This window comes from Micromonospora sp. NPDC050417, from assembly GCF_044458865.1.
In the GTDB taxonomy this organism is placed as follows: Bacteria; Actinomycetota; Actinomycetes; order Mycobacteriales; family Micromonosporaceae; genus Micromonospora_G.
The window spans coordinates 283790-306856 of the sequence record NZ_JBITIH010000002.1; the positions used below are offsets into that span (position 1 = coordinate 283790).

At 68.9% G+C, this 23067-nt stretch carries 19 protein-coding genes, 1 tRNA gene and 1 riboswitch; of the genes, 13 read left to right on the forward strand and 7 right to left on the reverse strand.

Features of this window, described 5'->3' with window-relative positions:
- Window positions 1–11: 11 nt before the first annotated feature.
- Both ACIBF5_RS03880 and ACIBF5_RS03885 read right to left on the reverse strand, forming a co-directional pair.
- A complete protein-coding gene (locus ACIBF5_RS03880) occupies window positions 12–1085 on the reverse strand; it encodes an NAD-dependent epimerase/dehydratase family protein (protein WP_396807818.1) in 1074 nt (357 codons plus the stop codon).
- A gap of 122 nt (window positions 1086–1207) precedes the next feature.
- A tRNA-Leu gene (locus ACIBF5_RS03885) sits at window positions 1208–1293 on the reverse strand.
- Between the two features lie 244 nt (window positions 1294–1537).
- Here ACIBF5_RS03885 and ACIBF5_RS03890 point away from each other — a divergent pair.
- The 7 genes from ACIBF5_RS03890 (at window position 1538) to pknB (ending at window position 10598) form a co-directional block, all read left to right on the forward strand.
- Window positions 1538–2335 carry a DUF3662 and FHA domain-containing protein gene (locus ACIBF5_RS03890; protein WP_121162331.1) on the forward strand — a complete coding sequence of 266 codons (798 nt, stop codon included), beginning with the start codon at window positions 1538–1540 and terminating at the stop codon, window positions 2333–2335.
- 4 nt (window positions 2336–2339) lie between these two features.
- Complete coding sequence (locus ACIBF5_RS03895) at window positions 2340–2822, forward strand: FHA domain-containing protein (RefSeq protein WP_396807820.1); 483 nt, start codon at window positions 2340–2342, stop codon at window positions 2820–2822.
- A complete protein-coding gene (locus ACIBF5_RS03900; RefSeq protein WP_396807822.1) occupies window positions 2819–4291 on the forward strand; it encodes a PP2C family protein-serine/threonine phosphatase in 1473 nt (490 codons plus the stop codon). Before ACIBF5_RS03895 ends, ACIBF5_RS03900 begins: the two co-directional genes overlap by 4 nt.
- 79 nt (window positions 4292–4370) lie before the next feature.
- Window positions 4371–5816 (forward strand): FtsW/RodA/SpoVE family cell cycle protein, encoded by a 1446-nt coding sequence (locus ACIBF5_RS03905; RefSeq protein ID WP_396808275.1) that lies wholly within the window; start codon window positions 4371–4373, stop codon window positions 5814–5816.
- Window positions 5813–7315, forward strand: coding sequence for a peptidoglycan D,D-transpeptidase FtsI family protein (locus tag ACIBF5_RS03910; RefSeq protein WP_396807824.1), 1503 nt, complete (start codon window positions 5813–5815; stop codon window positions 7313–7315). Before ACIBF5_RS03905 ends, ACIBF5_RS03910 begins: the two co-directional genes overlap by 4 nt.
- Window positions 7315–8775 carry a protein kinase gene (locus ACIBF5_RS03915; RefSeq protein WP_396807826.1) on the forward strand — a complete coding sequence of 487 codons (1461 nt, stop codon included), beginning with the start codon at window positions 7315–7317 and terminating at the stop codon, window positions 8773–8775. Before ACIBF5_RS03910 ends, ACIBF5_RS03915 begins: the two co-directional genes overlap by 1 nt.
- Window positions 8772–10598, forward strand: coding sequence for a Stk1 family PASTA domain-containing Ser/Thr kinase (pknB, locus tag ACIBF5_RS03920; protein ID WP_396807828.1), 1827 nt, complete (start codon window positions 8772–8774; stop codon window positions 10596–10598). Before ACIBF5_RS03915 ends, pknB begins: the two co-directional genes overlap by 4 nt.
- A 73-nt stretch (window positions 10599–10671) precedes the next feature.
- On the opposite strand, the gene ACIBF5_RS03925 is transcribed toward pknB, so the two are convergent.
- From ACIBF5_RS03925 to ACIBF5_RS03940, 4 genes are all read right to left on the reverse strand, one after another.
- Window positions 10672–11322 carry an aminodeoxychorismate/anthranilate synthase component II gene (locus ACIBF5_RS03925; RefSeq protein WP_396807830.1) on the reverse strand — a complete coding sequence of 217 codons (651 nt, stop codon included), beginning with the start codon at window positions 11320–11322 and terminating at the stop codon, window positions 10672–10674.
- A gap of 4 nt (window positions 11323–11326) precedes the next feature.
- Complete coding sequence (locus ACIBF5_RS03930; RefSeq protein ID WP_396807832.1) at window positions 11327–11635, reverse strand: hypothetical protein; 309 nt, start codon at window positions 11633–11635, stop codon at window positions 11327–11329.
- 3 nt (window positions 11636–11638) lie between these two features.
- The gene (locus ACIBF5_RS03935; protein ID WP_396807834.1) at window positions 11639–13402 is read right to left on the reverse strand and encodes a class E sortase; all 1764 of its coding nucleotides are present in this window, start codon (window positions 13400–13402) and stop codon (window positions 11639–11641) included.
- Between the two features lie 71 nt (window positions 13403–13473).
- The gene (locus tag ACIBF5_RS03940) at window positions 13474–14283 is read right to left on the reverse strand and encodes a DUF881 domain-containing protein (RefSeq protein WP_396807836.1); all 810 of its coding nucleotides are present in this window, start codon (window positions 14281–14283) and stop codon (window positions 13474–13476) included.
- A gap of 219 nt (window positions 14284–14502) precedes the next feature.
- Between ACIBF5_RS03940 and ACIBF5_RS03945 the strand changes: the two genes are divergently transcribed.
- From ACIBF5_RS03945 to ACIBF5_RS03970, 6 genes are all read left to right on the forward strand, one after another.
- Window positions 14503–14766, forward strand: a complete 264-nt coding sequence (locus ACIBF5_RS03945) for a cell division protein CrgA (protein ID WP_396807838.1) — start codon at window positions 14503–14505, stop codon at window positions 14764–14766.
- A 298-nt stretch (window positions 14767–15064) separates the two neighbouring features.
- A complete protein-coding gene (locus ACIBF5_RS03950) occupies window positions 15065–17257 on the forward strand; it encodes a (Fe-S)-binding protein (RefSeq protein ID WP_396807840.1) in 2193 nt (730 codons plus the stop codon).
- A gap of 168 nt (window positions 17258–17425) precedes the next feature.
- Window positions 17426–18739 (forward strand): hemolysin family protein, encoded by a 1314-nt coding sequence (locus tag ACIBF5_RS03955; protein WP_396808277.1) that lies wholly within the window; start codon window positions 17426–17428, stop codon window positions 18737–18739.
- Window positions 18740–18764: 25 nt separating this feature from the next.
- Window positions 18765–19808, forward strand: a complete 1044-nt coding sequence (locus ACIBF5_RS03960; RefSeq protein WP_396807842.1) for a hemolysin family protein — start codon at window positions 18765–18767, stop codon at window positions 19806–19808.
- Between the two features lie 171 nt (window positions 19809–19979).
- Complete coding sequence (locus tag ACIBF5_RS03965) at window positions 19980–20972, forward strand: NlpC/P60 family protein (protein WP_396807844.1); 993 nt, start codon at window positions 19980–19982, stop codon at window positions 20970–20972.
- 213 nt (window positions 20973–21185) lie between these two features.
- Window positions 21186–21321, forward strand: a riboswitch (cyclic di-AMP (ydaO/yuaA leader).
- A gap of 69 nt (window positions 21322–21390) precedes the next feature.
- Window positions 21391–22374 (forward strand): NlpC/P60 family protein, encoded by a 984-nt coding sequence (locus ACIBF5_RS03970; protein WP_396807846.1) that lies wholly within the window; start codon window positions 21391–21393, stop codon window positions 22372–22374.
- A gap of 104 nt (window positions 22375–22478) precedes the next feature.
- On the opposite strand, the gene dcd is transcribed toward ACIBF5_RS03970, so the two are convergent.
- On the reverse strand, window positions 22479–23057 hold the full coding sequence (gene dcd / locus ACIBF5_RS03975; protein ID WP_121157677.1) for a dCTP deaminase: 579 nt from the start codon (window positions 23055–23057) through the stop codon (window positions 22479–22481).
- Between the last annotated feature and the right edge of the window lie 10 nt (window positions 23058–23067).

Sequence of the window (23067 nt, forward strand, 5' to 3'; positions counted from 1 at the left end):
AACCGGTGCGCTCATGCCTGCGGTATCCACTTGTCCACGTTGGCCTCGTAGATCTCGCGCAGGATCATCGGCACGTCGTAGATCTGCTTCCAGTCCGGGTAGTCGGCCTGGAATGACGCGTTGGAACCGATCCACCACTGGTGGTCACCGATCCGGTTCTCCTCGCGGTATTCGGTAATCATCTCCTGCCCGGAGATCTGCTCGGCGATCGCGAACGCCTCCAGGTGCGAGCAGTTCGAGTGCCGCCCGCCACCGAGGTTGTAGACCGCAGCCGAGCGCGGGTTGCGGTAGAACGCCTCGAACGCGTTGACGACGTCGTGACTGTGGATCGCGTCACGCACCATTTTGCCCTTGTATCCGAAGATCTTGTACGTCCGGCGCTCCATGTTGCAGCGCATCACGTACGCCAGGAAGCCGTGCAGTTCGGTCGCCGAGTGGGCCGGGCCGGTCAAGGTGCCGCCACGGAAGCAGGCGGTACGCATGTCGAAGTAGCGGCCGTACTCCTGCACCATCACGTCGGCGGCGACCTTGGAGGCGCCGAAGACGGAGTGCAGAGTGCCGTCGATCGACATGTCCTCCTTGATGCCGTCCGCGTACGGATGTCCCGGGTCGATCTCCCAGCGGGTCTCCTGCTCGATCAAGGGCAGGCTGTTCGGCCGGTCGCCGTAGACCTTGTTGGTCGAGCAGTGGATGAAGGCCGCTTCGGGGCAGTGCTCACGGACGTTCTGTAGAACGTTCAACGTGCCGCCGGCGTTCACGTCGAAGTCCGTGAACGGGTCCCGTACCGCCCAGTCGTGTGAGGGCTGCGCGGCGGTGTGGATCACCACCGAGATCTCGCGGCCGTAGCGCCGGAAGATCTCCGCCAGCGCGTCCCGGTCGCGGATGTCCGCGTCCTTGTGTGTGTACGACCCGCCGAGATCACTGGTCAGTCGGAGCACGTTCCACGCGGTGGAGGCCTCGGCACCGAAGAACTGACGACGCATGTCGTTGTCGATGCCCACCACGTCGAGGCCGAGACCGGCGAAGTGCCGGACCGCCTCGGAGCCGATCAGACCGCCTGATCCGGTCACCAGCGCGACACTCACACGACACTCCAGAATTTTCGGCAGCCGGAAACCATCGGAGCATAACGCGGTGCCCATCAGGTTCGGGCATTCGCGCCCAGAGATGGACGAAGGGCCCCGCGTGAACGCGGGGCCCTTCGTGTTGGTGGGGAAGGGGGGAGTTGAACCCCCACGCCCTTTCGGGCACACGGACCTGAACCGTGCGCGTCTGCCATTCCGCCACTTCCCCTTACGCGACGCCGAGGCAGATTAGCACTGCCCCCACCGTCGTGCGTGGGCCCTACCAACTTCAGGTTATCCCAGCCAGGTCTTCGACCGACGCCGGGACATATTACGCTGTTCGTACTGCGACCGCTGGCGTTACCGCTGGCGGCGCATGGAACACTAGCACGAGGACTCCGACCCTCAGGTATGGGTCGGCAGCGGACGGCCGAGCGGCGTGCGAGCTGCGCGTGCGGCGGCCGGATACCATCATGTCCTCGGGACCCGAGGAGGAGCCGGTGAGCGTGCTGCAACGCTTCGAGAAGCGTCTGGAAGGCCTGGTAGAAGGGGCCTTCGCGAAGGTGTTCAAGGGGGTCGTCCACCCTGTGGAGATCCTCAACGCGATGCAGCGGGAGGCAGAGGCGCACAAGGCGATCCTGGCTGGTGGGCGCACTCTTGTGCCCAACCGCTACGTGATCGATCTCTCGCCTTACGACCACAGTCGGCTCGCGCCGTACGCCGCTGCGCTCGCCCAGGAGCTGGCGCAGTCGCAGGCCGAGTTCATCGGCGAGCAGGCGTGGACGGTCTACGGCGACGTGATCGTCGAGATCGAGCGCGGCGACGGACTGGACACGGGCATGTTCCGGGTCACCGCGGAGGTCTACACCGGGGGCGATGTCGCCCCGGTCCAGCAGCAGGGCTACGACCAGCCCGCCCCCGGCGGCTACTCGCCGTACGACCAGCAGGGCGGTGGCTACGGCCCGCCGCCCGGACACGGCGGTGGCGGTCGCAACGTGCGACTGGTCTCCGGCGACGGCCGCAGCTACCCGTTGCAGATGGGTTCGACCGTGATCGGTCGCGGCGACCAGGCGAACCTGCGGCTGCCCGACGTCGGAATCTCCCGGCGACACGCCCGGCTCGACTTCGACGGCGCCCAGGTTGTCCTCACCGACCTGGGGTCGACCAACGGGACGATGGTCAACGGCCAGCGGGTTTCGGCGGTGGCGCTCAACCCTGGAGACATGGTCCAGCTCGGGACGACCACCCTGACGTTCCGAGTGGACGGCTAAAAACTTGGCGCCCTTCGTCATCACCGTCGCCCGGTTCGCGTTCATCGTCCTGCTCTGGATCTTCGTTTTCACCGTGGTGGGCGTCATCCGTCGGGATCTCTTCGCGGGCGCCCGGTCCAGTCGCCTGGTCGCCGCCCCGCGCGGGGTCGGCGCGGTGACCTCCCAGGGCAAGCCGGCGAAGGTGAAGCGCGGCCGGGCGGCACATCAACTCGTGGTCACCGCCGGCCAGCTGGCTGGCACCAGGATCACTCTCGGTGAAGGGCAGATCACCATTGGCCGTGCGGAGGACTCCACCCTGGTGATTACCGACGACTACGCCTCGGCCCGACACGCCCGGCTGGTGCCCCGTTCCGGTCAGTGGTTCGTCGAGGATCTCGGCTCGACTAACGGCACATACCTCGATCGCGCTAAGGTCACCGGACCAACCCCCGTCCCCCTCGGCGTGCCGATCCGGATCGGCCGCACTTCTCTTGAGTTACGGCCATGACTCTGACCCTGCGCTATGCGGCCCACAGCGACCGCGGTCTGATCCGAGACGGAAACCAGGATTCCGTCTACGCCGGTCCGCGGCTACTCGCCGTGGCGGACGGCATGGGCGGCATGGCCGCCGGTGACGTCGCCAGCAACATCGTCATCGGTGCGATGGCGCCGCTCGACGAGGATGTCCCTGGGGACGCCCTGGTCGACGCGTTGCGTTCTGCCGTCGACACCGCCAACCAACAACTGCGCGACACGGTGGACGCCAACCCACACCTGGAGGGTATGGGCACCACCCTGACTGCCACGCTTTTCTCCGGCAGCAAGATCGGCATGGTGCACATCGGTGACTCGCGCGCGTACCTGCTGCGCGACGGGGAGTTCGCCCAGATCACCAAGGACGACACGTACGTCCAGATGCTTGTCGACGAGGGTCGGATCACGCTGGAGGAGGCGAGCAGTCACCCCCAACGGTCGCTGCTCACCCGGGCGCTCGACGGACGCGACATCGACCCGGAGTACTCCGTCCGGCAGGTGCTCCCCGGTGACCGCTACCTGATCTGTAGTGACGGTCTCTCCGGCGTGGTGAGTGCGGAGACCATCGGCCAGACCCTGCGCGAGTACACCGACCCGCAGCAGTGTGTCGAGCGGCTGGTCCAGCTCGCGCTCCGCGGCGGTGGCCCGGACAACATCACGGTGGTCATCGCCGACGCGACCGACCAGGACATCCTGGAGGCGGCACCGATCGTTGGCGGCGCCGCCGCCCGTGACCGTGGGATGGCCACCTCGGCGGACGACTCCACCCCGGCCGCGCGGGCCTCCGCACTGACTCCGCCACGTCCCGCCAGCCCGGAACCGGCCGAATCCCCGGCGAACGCCGACGACGACCCGGAGCGGCCCCGCCGCCGGCCGGTGCGTACGGCGGTGCAGTTGATCGCTCTCGCCGCCATCCTCGGCGCCGGCCTCTGGGGCGGCTGGACCTACAGCCAGCGGCAGTTCTACGTGGGTGCCACCGAGACCGGCCAGCTCGCCGTGTTCCGGGGCGTGCCGGGCCAGATCGCCGGGCTCAACCTCTCCAGCGTGCACTCCACCAGTCGGGCCGAGCTCAACGACCTGACCAACGCGGCGCAGGAGCAGGTCAAGCAGGGGATAGTGGCGAAGAACGAGCCGGACGCCGAGCGTCTGCTCTCGGAGTTGACCGTCGACGAGCCGGGCAACCCGAACCTCAAGCCGACCTGCCCACCGAGCCCGACAGCGTCGGCCGAGGGCTCACCGAGCCCGAGCGAACCGCCGTCGCCATCCGGTTCCCCGACTCCCCAGTTCTCCGGAACGCCGACCCCGTCGGCGTCTGGGGTGACGGAGAGTTCGGATCAGCCCGAGGTGACGGCGACGGCCGACAGCGGTAGCCCCGAGGTGCTGCCGTCCGACACCCTTCCGCCGGCCACCCCCGACCCGGCGGGATGCCGGTCGCCCGAGTGACCGTGAGATCCAACGATCCGAGGGACTCATCGTGACTGCCCCAGTCGGACCGCCACCAGCGCCCGCAGTCACGGGTGAGATGCCACGCGTCCGGGACACCACGTCCCGGCGCAACGCCGAACTGTCGCTCCTGCTGTTGGCGATGGCACTGGTACTGGGCTACGCGGCCACCGTCGAGGCGAACCTGCTCGACACGGTGACATTGGACTTCTGGGTGCCGACCGCAGCACTCGCTGCGGTCTTCCTCGGCCTGCACCTGGTGATTCGTTACCTGGCGCCGTACGCCGACCCGGTGCTGGTGCCGGCGGTGGCGCTGATCAACGGGCTCGGCGTGGGTTTCCTGCGCCGGCTCGACCTCGGCGAGGCGAGACCGGAGGAGCGGCCCGACTTCCCGATCTTCGCTGGCACCGGTGGTCGCCAGTTGGCCTGGACCCTGGCCGCGGTGATTCTCGCTGCCGGCCTGCTGGTCCTGCTCCGAGACCACCGAGCAATCTCGCGGTACGCGTACACGCTCGGCCTCGCCGGCATCGTGTTGGTGATGCTCCCGGCGGTCCTCCCGCGAAGCATGTCGGAGATCAACGGCGCCAAGCTTTGGATCATGATCGGCGGGTTCTCCATCCAGCCGGGTGAGTTCGCCAAACTGGCCCTGCTGGTCTTCTTCGCCTACTACCTGGTCCGCAAGCGGGAGGTGCTGTCGCTGGCGAGCCGCCGTTTCCTCGGCATTGACTTCCCGCGCGGCCGGGACCTCGGGCCGGTGATCGGGGTCTGGCTGGTCAGCCTCATGGTCCTCGTCTTCGAGAAGGACCTCGGCACCTCGCTGCTCTACTTCGGCATGTTCGTGGTGACGCTCTACATCGCCACCGAACGGGTTAGCTGGTTGATTATCGGTCTGCTGCTCTTCTTCGGCGGCGCTTTCCTGGCGTACTTCCTGGGCAGCACGGTCGGCGGCCCGTTCGCCAACTTCTATCTGCGGGCCGAGATCTGGCTGCACCCGTTCGACGACCCGCTCGGGGACGGGTATCAGCTCGTCCAGGGGCTACTCGGGCTCGGCACCGGAGGTCTCTTCGGCACCGGGCCGGGCGCCGGCCAGCCGACCCTGGTACCCGAGGTGCACAACGACTTCATCTTCGCCGGCATGGGTGAGGAGATCGGCCTCTTCGGGCTCTCCGCGCTGCTCGTCATCTACCTGCTGATCGTCGAGCGGGGGCTGCGTGCCGCACTGGCCGTACGCGACTCGTTCGGCAAGCTCCTCGCCGGCGGCCTCGCGTTCACCCTCGGACTGCAGGTCTTCGTGATCGTCGGCGGCATCAGCAAGCTCATCCCGCTGACCGGTCAGACGACACCGTTCCTCTCCGCCGGTGGTTCGTCACTGATGGCGAACTGGCTGCTGGTGGCGATGCTGCTACGGATCTCCGACGCGGCCCGGCGGCCGGTGGACGGCTCCTCGCCCGCCCGGGCGGCGGGTGGCTCCGGGACGCCCCCGGCCCAGTTGCACGGCGCGCAAACGGAGGTGATTCGCCCGTGAACGCACCCCTGCGCAAGGTCGGCGTGGTCGTCATGGTCCTGTTCGGCCTGCTCTTCGTGAATCTCAACTGGGTCCAGGGCTACAAGGCCGACGACTACCGCACCAGCGATTACAACGGGCGGGTGCAGGTTGCCCAGTACGACCGCAAGCGGGGCAACATCGAGGCCGGCGGCACGGCTCTGGCCAGCAGCAAGGAGACCTCGGGCCGGCTGAAGTTCCTGCGCTCGTACGTCGACGGGCCGATGTACGCGCACGTGCTCGGCTACCAGCCGGTCAACATCGGCCCGACCGGCATCGAACGGAGCGAGAACGACTTTCTCGCCGGCACCAGCGACCAGCTTTTCGGGGACCGGGTCCGGGACCTGTTCACCGGTGACCAGACCGCTGGCGGAAACGTGCTGCTGACCCTCTCCCGTCGGGCCCAGCAGACCGCCTTCGACGAGCTGACCAAGAACAAGGTCGGTGCGACCCGAGGTGCGGCCATCGCACTGAACCCGACCACCGGGGCGGTGCAGGCGCTGGTTTCCATGCCCAGCTTCGATCCGAACACGCTGGCCACCCACGACATCGACGCGGCAACGGCGGCGTACGACAAGCTCGTCCAGGATCCGAACGAGCCGCTGCTGAACCGCGCACTCACCGAGGTCAACCCGCCGGGCTCGACCTTCAAGGTGATCGACGCCGCAGCCGCGTTGGAGAACGGCTACACCAAGGACACCAAGATCCCGGCCGGGTCGAGCTACACCGCGCCGACCTCGGGCACTCCGATCCGCAACGCCGCCGCGAGCATCTGCCCGGAGGCGGAGGTGACGCTGGAGGACGCGCTCACCGAATCCTGCAACACCGGCTTTGCCCAGCTCGCGGTCAAGCTCGGCGCGGAAACGATCAAGGCGAAGGCGCGGGCGTTCGGTTTCGGGGACGAGGACCTCACCGTTGGTCGGCTCGACGAGAACGGCCTTCCCACGGCGACCAGCGAGACCGGCGACATCAAGAACCCCGACGGTGGGGACGACCCGGCGGCGCTGGCCCAGTCGGCGATCGGGCAGAACAACGTACGAATGACACCGCTGGAAGGGGCCTTGATCGCTGCTGCGGTGGCGAACAACGGCAGCCAGATGCGGCCGTACCTGGTGCAGCAGTTGCTGGGGCCGGACCGGACCACCGACTACTACACCGCGGACCCGCGTGAGCTGCGCCAGCCGGTGAGCGAGCCGGTCGCCGCCGCCCTGCGCGACATGATGGTCAACGTGGTCCAGAACGGCACCGGCACGGCGGCCAAGATCAGTGGCTACCAGGTCGGCGGCAAGACCGGCACCGCCCAGGTCGACTCGAACACCAAGGACCACGGCTGGTTCATCGGGTTCGTGATGAAGGACGGCAAGCCGATCTCCGCCGTGGCGGTCTTCCTGGAGGCCGCCGGCAGCGGTGGCAGCGGCGAGGCCACCCGGATCGCCGGTCAGATCATGCGGGCGGTCATTCAGGACGGGGGTGGCAAGTAATGCTGAGCCCCGGGGTCCTGCTCGGTAACCGCTACCGCCTCGACGAGCGGATCGCCGGCGGCGGCATGGGCGACGTCTGGCGCGGCACGGACGAGGTGCTCGGACGTACCGTCGCGGTCAAGATCCTGCTGCCCGCGCTCCTCGACGAGCCGGGATTCGCCGAACGGTTCCGGGGCGAGGCCCGGACCATGGCGACGATCAACCACCCCGGCGTGGTGGACGTCTACGACTACGGCAGCGACCAGCAGATCGCCTTCCTGGTGATGGAGTACGTCGAGGGCGACGCGCTCTCGACGACCCTGGGACGGGTCGGCCGGCTCACCCCGGCGCGCACCATGGCGCTGATGGCGCAGGCCGCCGACGCCCTGCACGCCGCCCACGAGAAGGGCATCGTTCACCGCGACGTCAAGCCGGGCAACCTGCTGGTCCGACCGAACGGCACGCTGGTGCTCACCGACTTCGGTATCGCCCGGTCGGCGATGGTCGGACAGCTCACCGCGGCGGGCTCGGTGCTCGGCACCGCTTCGTACATCTCACCCGAGCAGGCCACCGGGGGAACCGCGTCGCCCGCCTCGGACGTCTACGCGCTCGGTGTGGTGGCCTACCAGTGCCTCTCCGGCCGGCGGCCGTTCGAGGGGGAGAACCCGCTCGACATCGCGATGCAGCACGTACGGGACGCACCCCGACCGCTGCCCGCGGACATTCCGCCAGCCGTACGGGCGATTGTCGAACGGTCGATGGCGAAGGACCCGGCGGCCAGGTGGCCGACGGCCGCGACCCTGGCGGCGGTCGCCCGGCAGGCAGCCACTCCGGCGCAACCGATGCGCCCACCGGCCCATCCGGCACCCGCCCAGCCGAACCGGGCCGTTGGGCACCCCGTGCCCCCCAACCCTGTGCAACCGGGTCGGTCGGCCGGCCACCCCGGCTCGGTGCCGCCCTCGATCCAGCCGGCCTCACCGGCTGCCGGGCCCACCTCGGGTGCGCCAGGTCTGCCGTCGTCGGCCCTGGGGGGCACCCGGGTGGGCGCCCCCTATCCGCCCGCCGGTGCCGCCTCGGTGCCGCCACGACCGGTCGGCTCGCCGGCCACACCGTCGCAGACCGGGAGTTACCACCGGGGTGCCGCCGCTGTTCCGGCTCCCCGGCCGCCACAGACGACCGGTTACGGGCAGCCGATGGCCCCGGCCTCGGTCGCCCGACCCTCGCAGTCGCCAGCCAACCGGTCGTTGATGGTGGCGCTGGCGGTGGTGTTGGGGCTCGTGGTGCTGATCTGTTCCGGCGTGATTTCCTATTGGATGACGAAGAACAATCCCGCCAGCAACAACAGCCTGCGGGCAGTGACGTCTAGCTTGCAGAGAGTCAACGAACGCGACGATTCGCAGTACGCGCCGTACCGTCGGATAGAGCGGGACGTGTATGGCGCCCGGATGACCCAGACGAGCGAAGGACGACAGACGCGATGACTGCGCAGGCCCGCCTGCTGGGTGGCAGGTATCAGGTCGGCGAGCTGCTCGGCTACGGCGGCATGGCCGAGGTGCACCGAGGGCGCGACCTCCGGCTCGGCCGGGACGTCGCGATCAAGATGCTTCGTACCGATCTGGCCCGGGATGCGACCTTCCAGATGCGGTTCCGCCGCGAGGCGCAGAACGCCGCATCCCTCAACCATCCGGCCATCGTCGCTGTCTACGACACCGGCGAGGAGATCGCGCCGACCGGCGAGACACTGCCGTTCATTGTCATGGAGTTCGTCAACGGGCGCACCCTCAAGGAGGTGCTCGCGGCCGAGGGTCGGCTGATGCCCCGCCGCGCCCTGGAGATCTCCGCCGACATCTGCGCCGCGCTGGAGTTCAGCCACCGGCACGGGATCATCCACCGGGACATCAAGCCCGGTAACGTGATGTTGACCTTGAACGGTCAGGTCAAGGTCATGGACTTCGGTATCGCCCGGGCCCTGGCCAGCGGTGCCACCACGATGACCCAGACCAGCGCGGTCATCGGCACCGCCCAGTACCTCTCCCCGGAGCAGGCCCGGGGCGAGCCGGTGGACGCCCGCTCGGACGTCTACGCGGCCGGCTGCGTGATCTTCGAACTGCTCTGCGGACACCCCCCGTTCGTGGGCGACAGCCCGGTGAGCGTGGCGTACCAGCACGTCCGGGAGGACCCGCCGGCGCCGAGCGACATCAACCGGGACGTCACGCCGCCGATCGACGCGATCGTGCTCAAGGCGCTCTCCAAGAACCCGCTCAACCGTTACCAGAGCGCCGCTGAGATGCGGGCCGACCTGCTCCGGGCCGCGGCCGGCCGACCGGTGATGGCCACCCCGGTGATGCGCGACGACGAGACCACCGCCCTTCCGCCGGCCGGCGTCGTACGCCCGGGTGCGGGTGGCCAGCGGCCTGCACCGGCCCGGGTCGGCGACCCCGGTCGGCGCCGCGCCTCCGCCTGGGTGCTCGCCACCCTCAGCGGGCTCGGCGTGCTCGCGGTGATCGCACTCGTCGCCGGCCTGCTGCTGAACAAGCAGGACCCCGGGACGTCGACGGTCAAGGTGCAGGGCGTGGTCGGGCAGTCGGAGGCGGCGGCCTCCGCCGCACTCCGCCAGCAGGGGCTGCGGACCGTCACGGGTGAGCCGGTCTTCAACGACACCTGTGAGAAGGACACGGTGACCAGCCAGCAGCCGGCCGCCGACGCCACCGTGGCGCCGAACGCCCTGGTCACCCTCCAACTCTGCGGCGGACGCGAGTCGGTGACCGTGCCGCCGGCGCTGGTCAACAGCCCGTACGACAACGTGGCGCCTCAGCTCGTTGCGGCGGGCCTGGTGCCCAAGCGCAAGGACGTGGAGAGCGACAAGGCCGTCGGCACCGTGCTGAAGGTCACCCCGGGTTCCGGAGCCAAGGCGCCGAAGGGCTCCGAGGTCGAGGTGGAGGTCGCCACCGGCAACCTGAAGGAGGTGCCGGACGTTGTCGGCGACTCCGTGGAGGATGCCACCGACCGGCTCGACAACCTCGGCTTCGAGGTGCGGATTTCCAACGGCTCGAAGGTGGCGCCGCAGGACGCCGGCCGGGTGGAGCGGCAGAGCATCCCGGAAGGCCAGAAGCGCAAGCCCGGTACCCAGATCATTCTCACCGTCACCGTTGCCCGTCAGGAACAACCAAGCACGAACCCGACGAACCCGACCGGCACCCCCACGCCCACTGGCGGGGCGGGAGCCGGCGGCGGCGGAGGTGCACCGATCGCCCCCGGCAACCCCACGCCGAGCACTCGGCCGACCAAGACTGGCGTCCGCTAGGAGACAACGCTGGCACCCCGGCCCGGCCGACACCCCGGCGGGTCGGGTGCCAGCCGGCGCGACTGAGCGGGACCTAGACGGTGACGAAGGCGGAGCGGCGGCGTACGTCCACCTCGGCGGCGAGCGCCGGCGCAAGCTCCAGCGCCTCCTGGTGACCGCAGGCGGCGAGCCAGTTGGCGAGCATCAGGTGACCGCCCTCGGTCAGCACCGACTCCGGGTGGAACTGGACGCCCTCGATCGGCAGGGTGCGGTGGCGCATCGCCATCACCACGCCGGACTCGGTCCAGCCGGTCACCTCGATCTCGTCCGGCAGCGTCTCCGGCAGTACGGCCAGCGAGTGGTAGCGGGTCGCGGTGAACGGGTGGGGCAGGCCGGCCAGGACCCCCACCGACTTGTGCTGCACCTGCGACGTCTTGCCGTGCAGCAGCTCCGGCGCCCTCGTGACGGTCGCCCCGAAGGCGACACCAATGGCCTGGTGGCCGAGGCAGACCCCGAAGATCGGTAGCTGGCCGGCGTACTCACGGATCACGTCGAGGCAGATGCCGGCTCGCTCGGGCGCACCCGGTCCCGGGGAGAGCAGCACCCCGGCGACGCCCAACCTGCCGATCTCGGCCAGCTCGATCTCGTCGTTCCGACGTACCTCGCAGTCGACACCGAGCTGGCCCAGGTACTGGACCAGGTTGAAGACGAAGGAGTCGTAGTTGTCGATCACGAGGACGCGCATCGGGTTACCTGTCAGGGCTAGGAGGAGGGGTGTTGTTCTCGTCGGTGTCGTACGGCACCGAGTGGTCGTCCGCCGCCGGGTCGCCCCCGACGCTGGAGTCGTCACCGGAGTCGACGGCGTCGCCGGAATCGACGCCGTTCGGACCGCCACCGTCTTCCTGGGTGACCTGCACGTCGTCGAAGGGCAGCAGTGGCTCGGCCCAGGGGAAGACCAGGTACCAGAGCAGGGCGACCGATGCCGAGATGAGCAGGACGGAGCCGATCAGCTTGCCGACCAGGCCAAATGGTAGCCGCCGCCAGATCCACGCGTACACGGCTCAGCCCTTCAGTTCGTCCGGCTGCCCGGACGACTTCGGTTGTTTACGCGCCAGCTCGGCGTGGATGATCAACCGCTCGTAGTTGTCGAACTTGGGGTTGCACGTGGTCAGGGTGAGCATCGCCTTGGTCGCCTTGGCCCTGGGGTTGCCGGGTACCGCCGCGACGACCTCGACCTGGCTGGGCTTGACGATCACGTTGTCGGTGACCTTGTAGACATACCAGTCGGTCTTGGACTCGACCACGATCACGTCGCCGTCGTGCAGTTCGTCCAAACGCCAGAAGGTGGCCTTGTTGCGGTGACCGGCGACCGAGAAGTTCCCGATCTGCCCGGGGAGGGCGGTTTTCGGGTAGTGCCCGGGGGCGTACCGGATGTCCTTCTGGGTGACGCCCTCCACCACCACCCAGCTCTTGTCGAGCTTGGGGATGTAGAGCGATGCCATCGGTTTGCCGTCGGCTGGCGCCTTCGGCGGAGCGACTCCGGCCGGCGCGCTCGGCCCGGTGCTCGGGGCGACGGTCGGATCGGGGCCGGGTTCGTTCGCCCATGCCTGTTCGAGTTCCTGGCTCAGGGTGCTCTGGTGGGCGTTGACGATGACCGACTTGCCCCAGATCTCATAGCCGGCGAAGAGCAGGATGATCAAGCCGAACGTGATCATCAGTTCGCCGCTGAACCGGAGGCCGGTGCGGATGCGCGATCCGATGGTGGGCCGGGTCAGCTCCGAGTAGACGCTCTTGTAGCCCTCTCCGGTGCGTTCCGGGCGAAGCTTGACGACCCGCTCGCCCCGGCGTGGCCGGGTCTCGCCGTCGGGTCCGGCCTGGTCGCCGCCGGCCGGACCGTCGCCGGCCGCCGGGCTCCGGTCGGTCGGGTTACCGGCGGGTACGGTCGGCAACATCGCCGTGACGTGCTGGTCGGGCTGGGTCTTGCGCGGCGTCATGGTGGGGAGCAGCGCGGTGGATGACGGATCGTGTGCCGGCACCGCCGGGATGAGCATGGTCGAGTTCTCGGCGTGCGTCGGCTGCCCCGGCTGGGGGGTGGCCGCCGGGGGGCGTACCGCTCCGTTCGCCTGAGTTCCGGTGGTGGCGGCACCCGTGCCCTCCGGTGTGCTGGCCTTCGCCGGTGGTGAACCTGTCCCGGTCGGCCCGGTCGCCACCGGGGGCGTGCCGGTCAGCTTCGGGATGAGCTGGGTACGTTCCGACGCCTGCATCGTGTATCCGGGAGCGGAGGGACGTGGCCCCGTTGGCCCCGGCGTGGTGGCCGGGATGGGCTGGGTCTGCTCCGGTGCCGACGCGGCGGGCGGAAAGCCCGGTACGGCGACCGTCGGCTTCGCGGCCCGGGGTGGTCCGTTCAGCGGGAAGCCGGTCGGACCGACCGTGCCGGGCCATGGTCCCCGTGCCCGTGCCGCTGCCGTGGGGTCGACGGCGGGCGTCGGAGGGCCGGTTGGTGCCCATGGGCTCGGCGGTGCCGGCGTCGGCGTCGTGGGAGGCGTCGTGGCTCGCGTACCACCGAGGCGCCCCGCCGGCCCGGCGGTGGCCTGAGCCGGTCCGGCGGGGCCGTGACCGTTGGACGGTGGACTGATCAGGAACTCGACGCTGGGTCGCGGGGTCGCGGCGGGGGCCAGCGGAGCTGTGGGTGCGGGTGACGCGGCGGGTGTCGCCGACGGCGCGGGAGTCGCGGCGGTAGGTGTGGCTCGGGGCGTGGTGGCCGGGGCATTGGTCGCCGGTGCCGACGGTACGGCCCCAGGCCCGGTGACTCGTGGAATCACCATGGTCTGGTCGTTGGCGTCCGGGGCGCGGTGTCGTCCGTTTTGATCATCGTGCCGGTCGCCACTCACGGAACTCACCCCGGCACCCGGGCGCTACGTAGCCCCGTTGACCCCTCGAAGGCCGGAACGGTCACGCTCGACTCCACTGTCTCCTGGTATCCGAGTTGGAAGTGGTCCACGGCGTCCCTGAACAACTGGACGCCCTCGGAAGCGGCGAGGGCCCGCTGCAAGGCGGCGGGGTCACCGATTGCGGTGATCTTGAAAGGCGGGGAATATACCCGCCCGTGAAGTAACAGGGTGTTTCCTACGCAGCGTACCGCGCTGGTGGCGAGCACGCGGACATTCATGATGGACAGGGCTTCGGCGCCGCCGGCCCAGAGAGCGTTGACAACCGCCTGCACATCGCCCTGGTGGACCACGAGATCGTCGTTGCTGGCGTTGTCGGGACGTCCGCCGTCGCCCAGCCGGGGAGCGTCGTTGAGTTCGACCACGAGACCTGGCCCGGCGAGTGCGGTGAACCCGGCGGCCTGACGGTTGCTGGCGGCCCGGTCGCGCTGGGCGGCGACCGGTGCGTCGGAGCTGGCGAGCGATTCGGTCTGCTTCTCCACCTGGGCACGGAGGGCGGCGGCCTGTTTCTCGCTCGCGACAACCTGGTCGCGGCGGTCCTTCATGAGCTGGGCGAGTTCGGGGCGGCGGTCCTCCCGCAGCGAGGTACCCGCCGCGGTGGTTGCCGAAGTGGTGAAGAGCAGGCCCGCGGCGAGTGCGATCAACGGCACAGCCGCCGACCAGCCGGGCCGTCGCTGCCCGGAACGGCGGGGCAGCAGGCCCACAACCGCCCGGCGGAGCACCTTGCCCCAGGAGGTTCCACCCGTTGTGTACTCCACCGAGTCCGCCCTCCCGATCATGTCGGTCTCTCGTACTGTGGGCTTCCCGTCCCACCCGGTAGCCGGATCCGTTCACCGGGAGCAACCGGTTGGCCCCGTTCGTGGCCTGATCGGGTCATCGCGACTACGCTAGCTGTCGAACATTATTGGCCATGGACCGTCGCCCCTGCGTCCGGTTGTCAGGCCGGACGAGGATCGCCACCCCTCAGGAGGAGCGCCGTGCCGAAGTCGCAGGTCCGTAAGAAGAAGGTGTACACCCCACCGACCGATGTCCGCCCCTCGGGCACGGCGGCGACGCGCAAGCCTAGCCCGGTCTGGTTGCCGATCACCGCGGTCAGCCTGATCGTCTTCGGTATCGCGTGGCTGGTGGTCTACTACCTTTCCGAGACCGAGTACCCGGTTGCCACCTGGGGTTACTGGAACCTCGCGATCGGCTTCGGAGGCATGGTGGGGTCGTTGGCCCTGCTCTCCCGCTGGCGTTGATCACCCGTCTGATCCGCCACTGATCTCGTACGTCGTCCCATGCTGGTCGACCCGTTCGGGTCGACCAGCATGGTCTGCCGGCGCCGGCTCCGTTCCGCGGGCGCCGGCTTTGGCGTATCCGGGGGCTGACCGGCGGAAGGTGCGTCCAGTGGCGCGGCCTAGGGTGTCCGTACGCGGCGCAGCCGGCCACGGAGAATCCGACGTTACTAGTGGGTAACATAGCGCGTAGGCTGCAGGCACGATCGCACCCCTGCGGTCGACCAGTCGCCTGACACGTCGCAGACCGGGAGGCCAGGGCATGGGCAGCGTCCAGATCGTCACCACGGCTGTCGCCGCCGCCGTCACCGCCGTCGCGGTGGTGCTCGCGGTGCGCGCGGTGCTGCGGATGGTGTCGGTGATCCGGGCGGGGCAACCCGATCCGACCCGTACGGGTGACCCGGCCCTGCGTACCCGGACGATGTTGACCGAGACCCTCGGGCACACCCGGATGCTGCGCTGGAGCGTGGTCGGCGCCGCGCACTGGTTCGTGATGGTCGCCTTCATCGTGCTCTCGCTGCTCGTGCTTGAGGCGTACTTCGAGGTGGTCAGCCCGACCGGCGGCCTGCCGGTGATCGGGCACTGGCTGGTGTACGGCCTCGCCACCGAGATCATCGGAGTGCTCGGTACGGCCGGGATCCTGGTGCTGATCGGAATCCGGTTGGCGAACCGTCCCGGCAACCCGAACCGTCGCTCGCGCTTCACCGGCTCCACCATGTGGCAGGGCTACTTCGTCGAGGCCGTGGTGCTGGCGGTCCTGGTCTGCGGGTTCCTCATCCGGGGCTTCAAGGTCGCCACCGACCACTTCGAGTTCCCGGCCTGGGCGACCCCGGTCAGCCACGCCGTCGGCGCGGTCCTGCCGGACTGGTCCGCCGGCACCAGCGTCACCGCCCTGGTGAAGATCGCCATTTCGATGACCTGGGTGATCGTCATCGCGCTCAACGTGACCATGGGCGTGGCCTGGCACCGGTTCGCGGCGTTCTTCAACATCTACTTCAAGCGCGACCCGGGCCGGGCCGGTTCCGGGCTCGGTGCGCTCCGGCCCATGATGAGCGCCGGCAAGCCCCTCGACTTCGAGGAGGCAGACCCGGAGTCCGACCAGTTCGGCGTCGCCCAGGTCGAGCAGTTCACCTGGAAGGGCCTGCTGGACTTCAGCACCTGCACGGAGTGCGGACGGTGCCAGTCGCAGTGCCCGGCCTGGAACACCGGCAAGCCGCTCTCGCCGAAGCTGCTCATCCTCAGCCTGCGGGACCACGCGTACGCGAAGGCGCCGTACCTGCTGGCCGGCGGGGGCAAGGACCTGACCGGTGAGGAGAAGGCGACCCAGGCGCAGCTCGCCCACCTGGACGTGCTCTCGCTCGCCGAGGGGAACCGCCCACTGATCGGCGGCGCCGAGGAGGGCGGGGTGATCGACCCGGACGTGCTCTGGTCCTGCACCACCTGTGGCGCCTGCGTCGAGCAGTGCCCGGTCGACATCGAGCACGTGGACCACATCGTCGACATGCGCCGGTACCAGGTGCTGATCGAGTCGAGCTTCCCGTCCGAGGCGGGCGTGATGCTGCGCAACCTGGAGAACAAGGGCAACCCGTGGGGCGCGCCGCCGAACACCCGGGAAGACTGGACCAAGGGGCTCGACTTCGAGGTACCCCGGGTCGGCGAGACCGAGGACTTCGAGTACCTCTTCTGGGTCGGCTGCGCCGGGGCGTTCGAGGACCGGGCCAAGAAGACCACCCGGGCGGTCGCCACACTGCTGCACGAGGCCGGCGTCAATTTCGCCATCCTGGGCGAGGGTGAGACCTGCACCGGTGACCCGGCCCGACGGATCGGCAACGAGTTCGTCTTCCAGATGCTGGCGCAGCAGAACGTCGAAACGTTGAACGAGGCGTTCGGCGACCGGGAACCCGCCAAGCGCAAGATCGTGGCGAGCTGTCCGCACTGCTTCAACACGCTCGGCAACGAGTACGGCGAACTTGGTGGCCAGTTCGAGGTGGTGCACCACACCCAGTTGCTGGCACACCTGGTCGCCACCGGCAAGCTCACCCCGGTCACGCCGATCGACGGCGGCATCACCTACCACGACCCGTGCTACCTCGGTCGGCACAACCGGGTCTTCACGCCGCCGCGCGAGGTACTCGGGGCGGCGGCGGCCGACGGACTGACCGAGATGCCGCGTAACAGCGAGCGCTCCTTCTGCTGCGGCGCCGGTGGCGCCCGAATGTGGATGGAGGAGCGGATCGGTAAGCGGATCAACGTGGAGCGGGTCGAGGAGGCGATCTCGACCGGGGCGAAGACCATCGCGGTCGGCTGCCCGTTCTGCACCACGATGATCAGCGACGGGGTGAACGGCAAGGGCGTGGCCGAACAGGTCGAGGTCGTCGACGTCGCCACGGTCCTGCTCCGCTCGGTCAAGCCGACCACGCAGGGCCAGCCGGAACCGGCCGGCACCGCGAGCTGACCCCGGGCGGGGCGGTCCGCCGGCCACCGGCCGTCCGTTGATCGTGTGAATCGGCGGTTGACAAAACAAATCCGTCCGGTGAATCGGTACTCGTGCCGGCGCGCATAGTCGTGGAACAATCGGCGCCGAGGTGAGCCGATCATCGAGAGTGCACTCCTGACCACCCTCCTGCCGCTGGTCGCCTTCGTGCTGTTGACCGCCGGCAACGCCTTCTTCGTGGTGGCTGAATTCGCCCTCGTGACGGTCGACCGGGCCGGGATCGACCAGCGTGCCGCCGCCGGAGACCGTCGCGCCGGTACGGTCCGCAAGGCGCTGCGGGAGCTCTCCTTCCAGCTCTCCGGCGCGCAACTCGGCATCACCATCACCGCTCTGCTGACCGGCTACCTCGCCGAGCCGGCGCTGGCCAAGCTCTTCGGTCCGCTGCTCCGACCGGTCATCGGGGAACCCACCGGGCTGGTCACCCCGCTCCTGGCGTTGGTGCTGGCCACGCTCCTGTCGATGCTCTTCGGGGAGCTGGTGCCGAAAAACGCCGCCCTGGCCCGGCCGCTGCCGGCGGCGCTCGCCACCGCCGGCCCGATGCGTACGTTCAGCATTGTCTTCAAGTGGCTGATCCGGGCGCTGAACAACTCCGCCAACTGGCTGGTCCGCAGGCTCGGGGTGGAACCGCAGGAGGAACTCGCCAGCGCCCGATCGGCCGAGGAACTGGGACTACTCGCCGCCATCTCGGCACGGGCCGGGGCGCTGTCGCCGGAGACGGCGATGCTGTTGCGCCGGACCATCCGGTTCGGCGGCAAGCGGGCGGCCGAGGCGATGACCCCCCGGGTCGACGTGGTCGCACTGCGGGCGGGTGCCTCCGTGGCCGAGCTGCTCGCCCTGGCGCAGCGCACCGGACGGACTCGCTTTCCGGTGTACGAGGAGACGCTCGACCTGGTCACCGGCGTGGCCGGGGTGTCGGACGCGCTCGGCGTACCGCTGGACCGCAGGGCTGCCACGACGGTGGCATCCGTGGCCCGGGAGCCGGTGTACGTACCGGAGAGCCTCGATCTGGACAACGTGCTCGCGGCGTTGCGGGCGGCCGACGCCGACCTGGCCATCGTCGTCGACGAGTACGGCGGCACCGACGGTGTGGTCACCGTCGAGGACCTGGTGGAGGAGCTGGTCGGGGAGATCGCCGACGAGTTCGACCCGGCGGTGGCGCTGGAGGACGCACGGCTCGAACTGACCGCTCCCGGGGGTGAGCGCGCGGTCCTGACCGACGGCGTGCTCCGCGCCGACGAGCTGGTCGAGCAGGTCGGCTTCCGGTTGCCCGACGGCCCGTACGAGACCCTGGCCGGTTTCCTGCTGGCCCGCCTGGGGCACATCCCGGTCGCCGGGGAGACGGTGCTGGAGCAGGGGTACGAGTTCACCGTGGTCGAGGTGGACCGGCACCGGATCGAGCAGGTTCGGGTGCTCCGTCCGTCGGAGCCGGGTGAGACGCCGTGAGAGGCCGTCGTACGGGGTGGTCGGTGTGACGGATTTGCTGATCGCGCTGGCACTCCTGCTCGGCAACGGTTTCTTCGTGGGCAGCGAGTTCGCGTTGATCGCCTCGCGCCGTACGGTGATCGAGCCGATGGCGGCGGTGACAAAACAGGCCCGTTTCGCCCTCTCGGCGATGAACCAGATCCCCTTGATGATCGCCGGGGCGCAACTCGGCATCACCATCTGCTCGCTGGGCCTCGGTGCGATCGCCGAGCCGGCCCTGGCGCATCTGATGGAGGAACCGTTCCACTCGGTGGGGGTGCCGGCGGCGGCCGTACATCCGCTGGCGTTCGTCCTCGCCCTCGGTGTGGTGGTCTTCCTGCACACGGTGGTCGGTGAGATGGTGCCGAAGAACATCACCCTCGCCGGTCCGGAGCGGTCGGCGCTCTGGCTCGGCCCGGCGATGCTGGCCTTCTGCCTGGTGACGAAGCCGTTGCTGCTGGCAATGAAGTGGGCGTCGCGGCAGGTGCTGCGGCTGTGGGCGATCGAGACGGCGGACGCGGTGAAGACGGTCTTCACCGCAGAGGAGTTGGCGGGGCTGGTGGCGCAGGCCCGTACCGAGGGGCTGTTGGCTCCGGTGCAGCACGCCAGGATCACCGGTGCGCTCGCGCTGAGCCGGCGTACCGCCGCCGACGCGTTGCGACCGTGGTCGGCGGTGACCACGGTCGCCGAGGACGTGTCACCGGCGTCGCTGGAGGTGCTGGCGACGCGGACGGGACGGTCGCGTTTTCCGGTGGTACAGCGGAGCAGTCGGCGGGTGCTCGGTTTCGTGCACGTCAAGGATGTGCTCGGGTACGCCGGGGCGGCGCGTCGTGCGCCGGTCCCGGCCGAGGTGCTCCGGCCGCTCGCGGTGGTGCCGCCGGACCGTACGCTCGCCGACCTATTGTTGTCGATGCGTCGGGAGCGTCGTCATATGGTGCTGGTGAGTGACGGACGTATCCCGCTCGGTGTGGTGACACTCGATGACGTATTGATCGCAGTCGTTGGCTGGTCTTCCGAAGCCGTTGTGTCGCAACCGATTGCGCCGGTCTGAATACAGCGAGCAGTATTCTTCCGCCGCCCTTGATTCGCGCCCGATCCTTCCCTAATGTGGTGCACCGACCGCTGTGGGACGTCGGCCGCCCAAATCCCCTCGGGCGGCACCCGGTGGTCGGTATCGAAGGAGTCGGTGCCGGTGGCACGCGTGCCCTCCCATCGCCATTCGATGATGCATGAGCAACCGCGTGGCGGTAGCCGCCGCCGGGCGTACCACATGCTCGCCCTTGCGGCAGTGATCCTGGGCGGATTGCTGCCGACGACGCAGGCGCAGGCTGCCCCCTCGGTTGAGGAGATCGAGAAGCAGATCGACGCTCAGTGGGTTCAGCTCGAACCGACCATCGAGCAGTACAACAAGGTGCACAGCCAACTTCTGGCGAATCAGAAGAAGTCGGCCGACCTGCAGAAGAAGATCCAGCCGTTGGCCCTCCACGCCGACCTGGCGCTCGACCGGGTGGGCGACCTCGCCTCGCGCTACTACAAGAGCGGCCCGTCGTCGGACCTGAACGCGCTGCTCACCAGCGGTACGCCGACGGAACTCGCCGATCAGCTCACGATCCTGGACCACCTGGCCCGGGAGCAGCAGGAGCAGATCGCTGACGTCACCGCCGCCAAGGAGAAGTACGACGTCGAGAAGCGCAAGCTGGACGAGCTGGTCGCGCAACAGAAGAAGCAGGACACCGAGCTCGCCGCGAAGCAGAAGTCGATCGACACCGAGATCAACCGGCTGGAGAGGCTGCGGCTGACCGCGTACGGGTCGAGCAGTTCCGGTGGTGCGTTGCGGATCGGGCCGTGCCCGGCGACGTACCCGGGTGGCCCCGCCGGCACTGCGGTCAGGACCGCCTGCGCCCAGATCGGCAAGATGTACGTCTGGGGCGCGACCGGGCCGAACAACTTCGACTGTTCCGGACTCACCCAGTACGCCTGGAGCAAGGCTGGAGTGAAGCTCACCCACTACACGGGTGCCCAGTGGAACGAGGGCCAGGTGATCAGTCGGGCAAACGCCCGCGCCGGCGACCTCGTCTTCTTCTACGGTGATCTGCACCACGTCGGCATGTACGTCGGTAACGGATTAATGGTGCACGCACCGCAATCCGGTCAGCCGGTAAAGATGACGAAGATTGACGTTATGCCGGTCGCGGGGTTCCGTCGACCCGGCTGAGTAACAGCAATTGCCCGAGTTTGTGGGGACAGGCCCCTTGTTGACGGTGACGCCGTTAGCAAGGGGCCTGTCCCTTGTCGACGGTGACACACCCTGAGTAATTGTCCGATATACGGAACGGTTTCACTCCAGCCACGGGTTGCACTCGCATAACCGCGTTCCTACTGTGGGAGATCGCCGAGACGGCACCTGATCACCCAACCCGGGTGGCACCGGCTCGGCCCGCCGAATCGTTTTCGACGAACCGGGGAACCAACACCTCGGGGTGAATCCGCGAATATTCGCGGTAGGGCGCACTCTTCCCGCCCGAACCCGTCAGCTAACCCGGTAGGCGGTTCCGGAAGAAGGAGCGCCCACCCCGGTGGCTAGCCATGCCCCGCGGCCGAGGTCCCTCCGGTCGACTCCGGTCGACCCGGACATGACCCGGTCGCGTACCCGTTGGCCCATCCGTACCGCCGTACTCGCCGCGATCGCCGGTGTCGTCGCCGTTCTGCTCGGCGCCACCGCGGCCCACGCCGAACCGTCGGTCACCGACATCGAAAAGCAGATCGACGCGGCGTGGAACCAACTCGAACCGACCATCGAGAAGGCCAACGCAACCCGTCAGGATCTGGCCGTCAAGAAAAAGCAGGCGGACACGCTGGCCAAGCGGATGCTGCCGTTACAACTCCAGATCGACCAGGCTATGGGCAAGGTCAGCAACATGGCCGTTCGGGCGTACAAGGGGGACAACGCCTCCGCGATCAACGCCATCCTGACCACGGACTCACCGACCATGCTCGCCGACCAGCTCACCATCCTCGACCAGTTCGCCCGCCGGCAGCAGCACGATGTCCAGGCGGTGGTCGACCTCAAGGAGCAACTCGCCGCCCAGAAGGCGCCACTGGACACCCTGGTCGCGCAGCTCACCCGGACCGAGGCGGACCTGGCCGCGAAGAAGAAGCAGATCGACGCCGAGATCGACCGGTTGCAGAAGCTGCGCCTGAAGGTCTACGGCAACGGTGGCGGCGGAACGCTCCGCCCAGCCCCCTGCCCGTCGAGTTATCCCGGCGGTCCGTCCGGCATCGCGGTCACGTTCGCCTGCGCCCAGATCGGCAAGATGTACGTCTGGGGTGCCGCCGGCCCGAACACCTACGACTGCTCCGGGCTGATGCTCGCCGCCTGGGCCAAGGCAGGGGTGACCCTGCCGCACAACGCCGCCGCCCAGCGTCGGGCCACCGCGTACGTCAAGCAAGCCGAACTGCGCCCCGGCGATCTGGTCTTCTACTACGCCGACCTGCACCACGTCGGGATGTACGTCGGCGACGGCTGGGTGGTGCACGCCTCACAGGCCGGTGAGCCGGTGAAGATGAAGCGCCTCGACACCGCCACCGTCCACAGCCTCGGCCGCCCCACCGCCTGACCTCCCCCTCCCCGGGGGTTCCCTGCTCGACGATCTAGTAGGGCAGGCCCGTGTTGACGGATCTCTCCGTCAGCGCGGACCTGCCCCAGATCGCGGAGGGAGGGTCAGCGGGTGGGCCAGGTCTGCCAGCGCTGCCAGGAGCGGCTGGGGGTAGGGCCGCGTTGGCCCTGGTAGCGGGACCCGTACACGGCGGAACCGTAGGGGTGCTCGGCTGGCGACGAGAGCCGGAAGATGCAGAGCTGGCCGATCTTCATGCCGGGCCAGAGCGTGATCGGCAGGTTGGCCACGTTGGAGAGTTCCAGCGTGACGTGGCCGGAGAAGCCGGGGTCGATGAAGCCGGCGGTCGAGTGGGTGAGCAGACCCAGCCGCCCCAGGCTCGACTTGCCCTCCAGGCGGCCGGCGAGCTGGTCGCCAAGCGAGATCACTTCGAGCGTGGATGCGAGTACGAACTCGCCCGGGTGCAGCACGAACGGCTCGCCGTCGGGCACGTCCACGACCGAGGTCAGGTCATCCTGTTGGCTGGCCGGGTCGATGTGGGTGTAGAGATGGTTGTTGAACACCCGGAAGAGCCGGTCCAGCCGTACGTCGATGCTCGACGGTTGCACCAGTGCCGGCTCGAAGGGCTCCAGCCCCAGAGTGCCCGCCTTGATCTCGGTGACCAGGTCACGGTCGGAGAGCAGCATCCAGCCACCT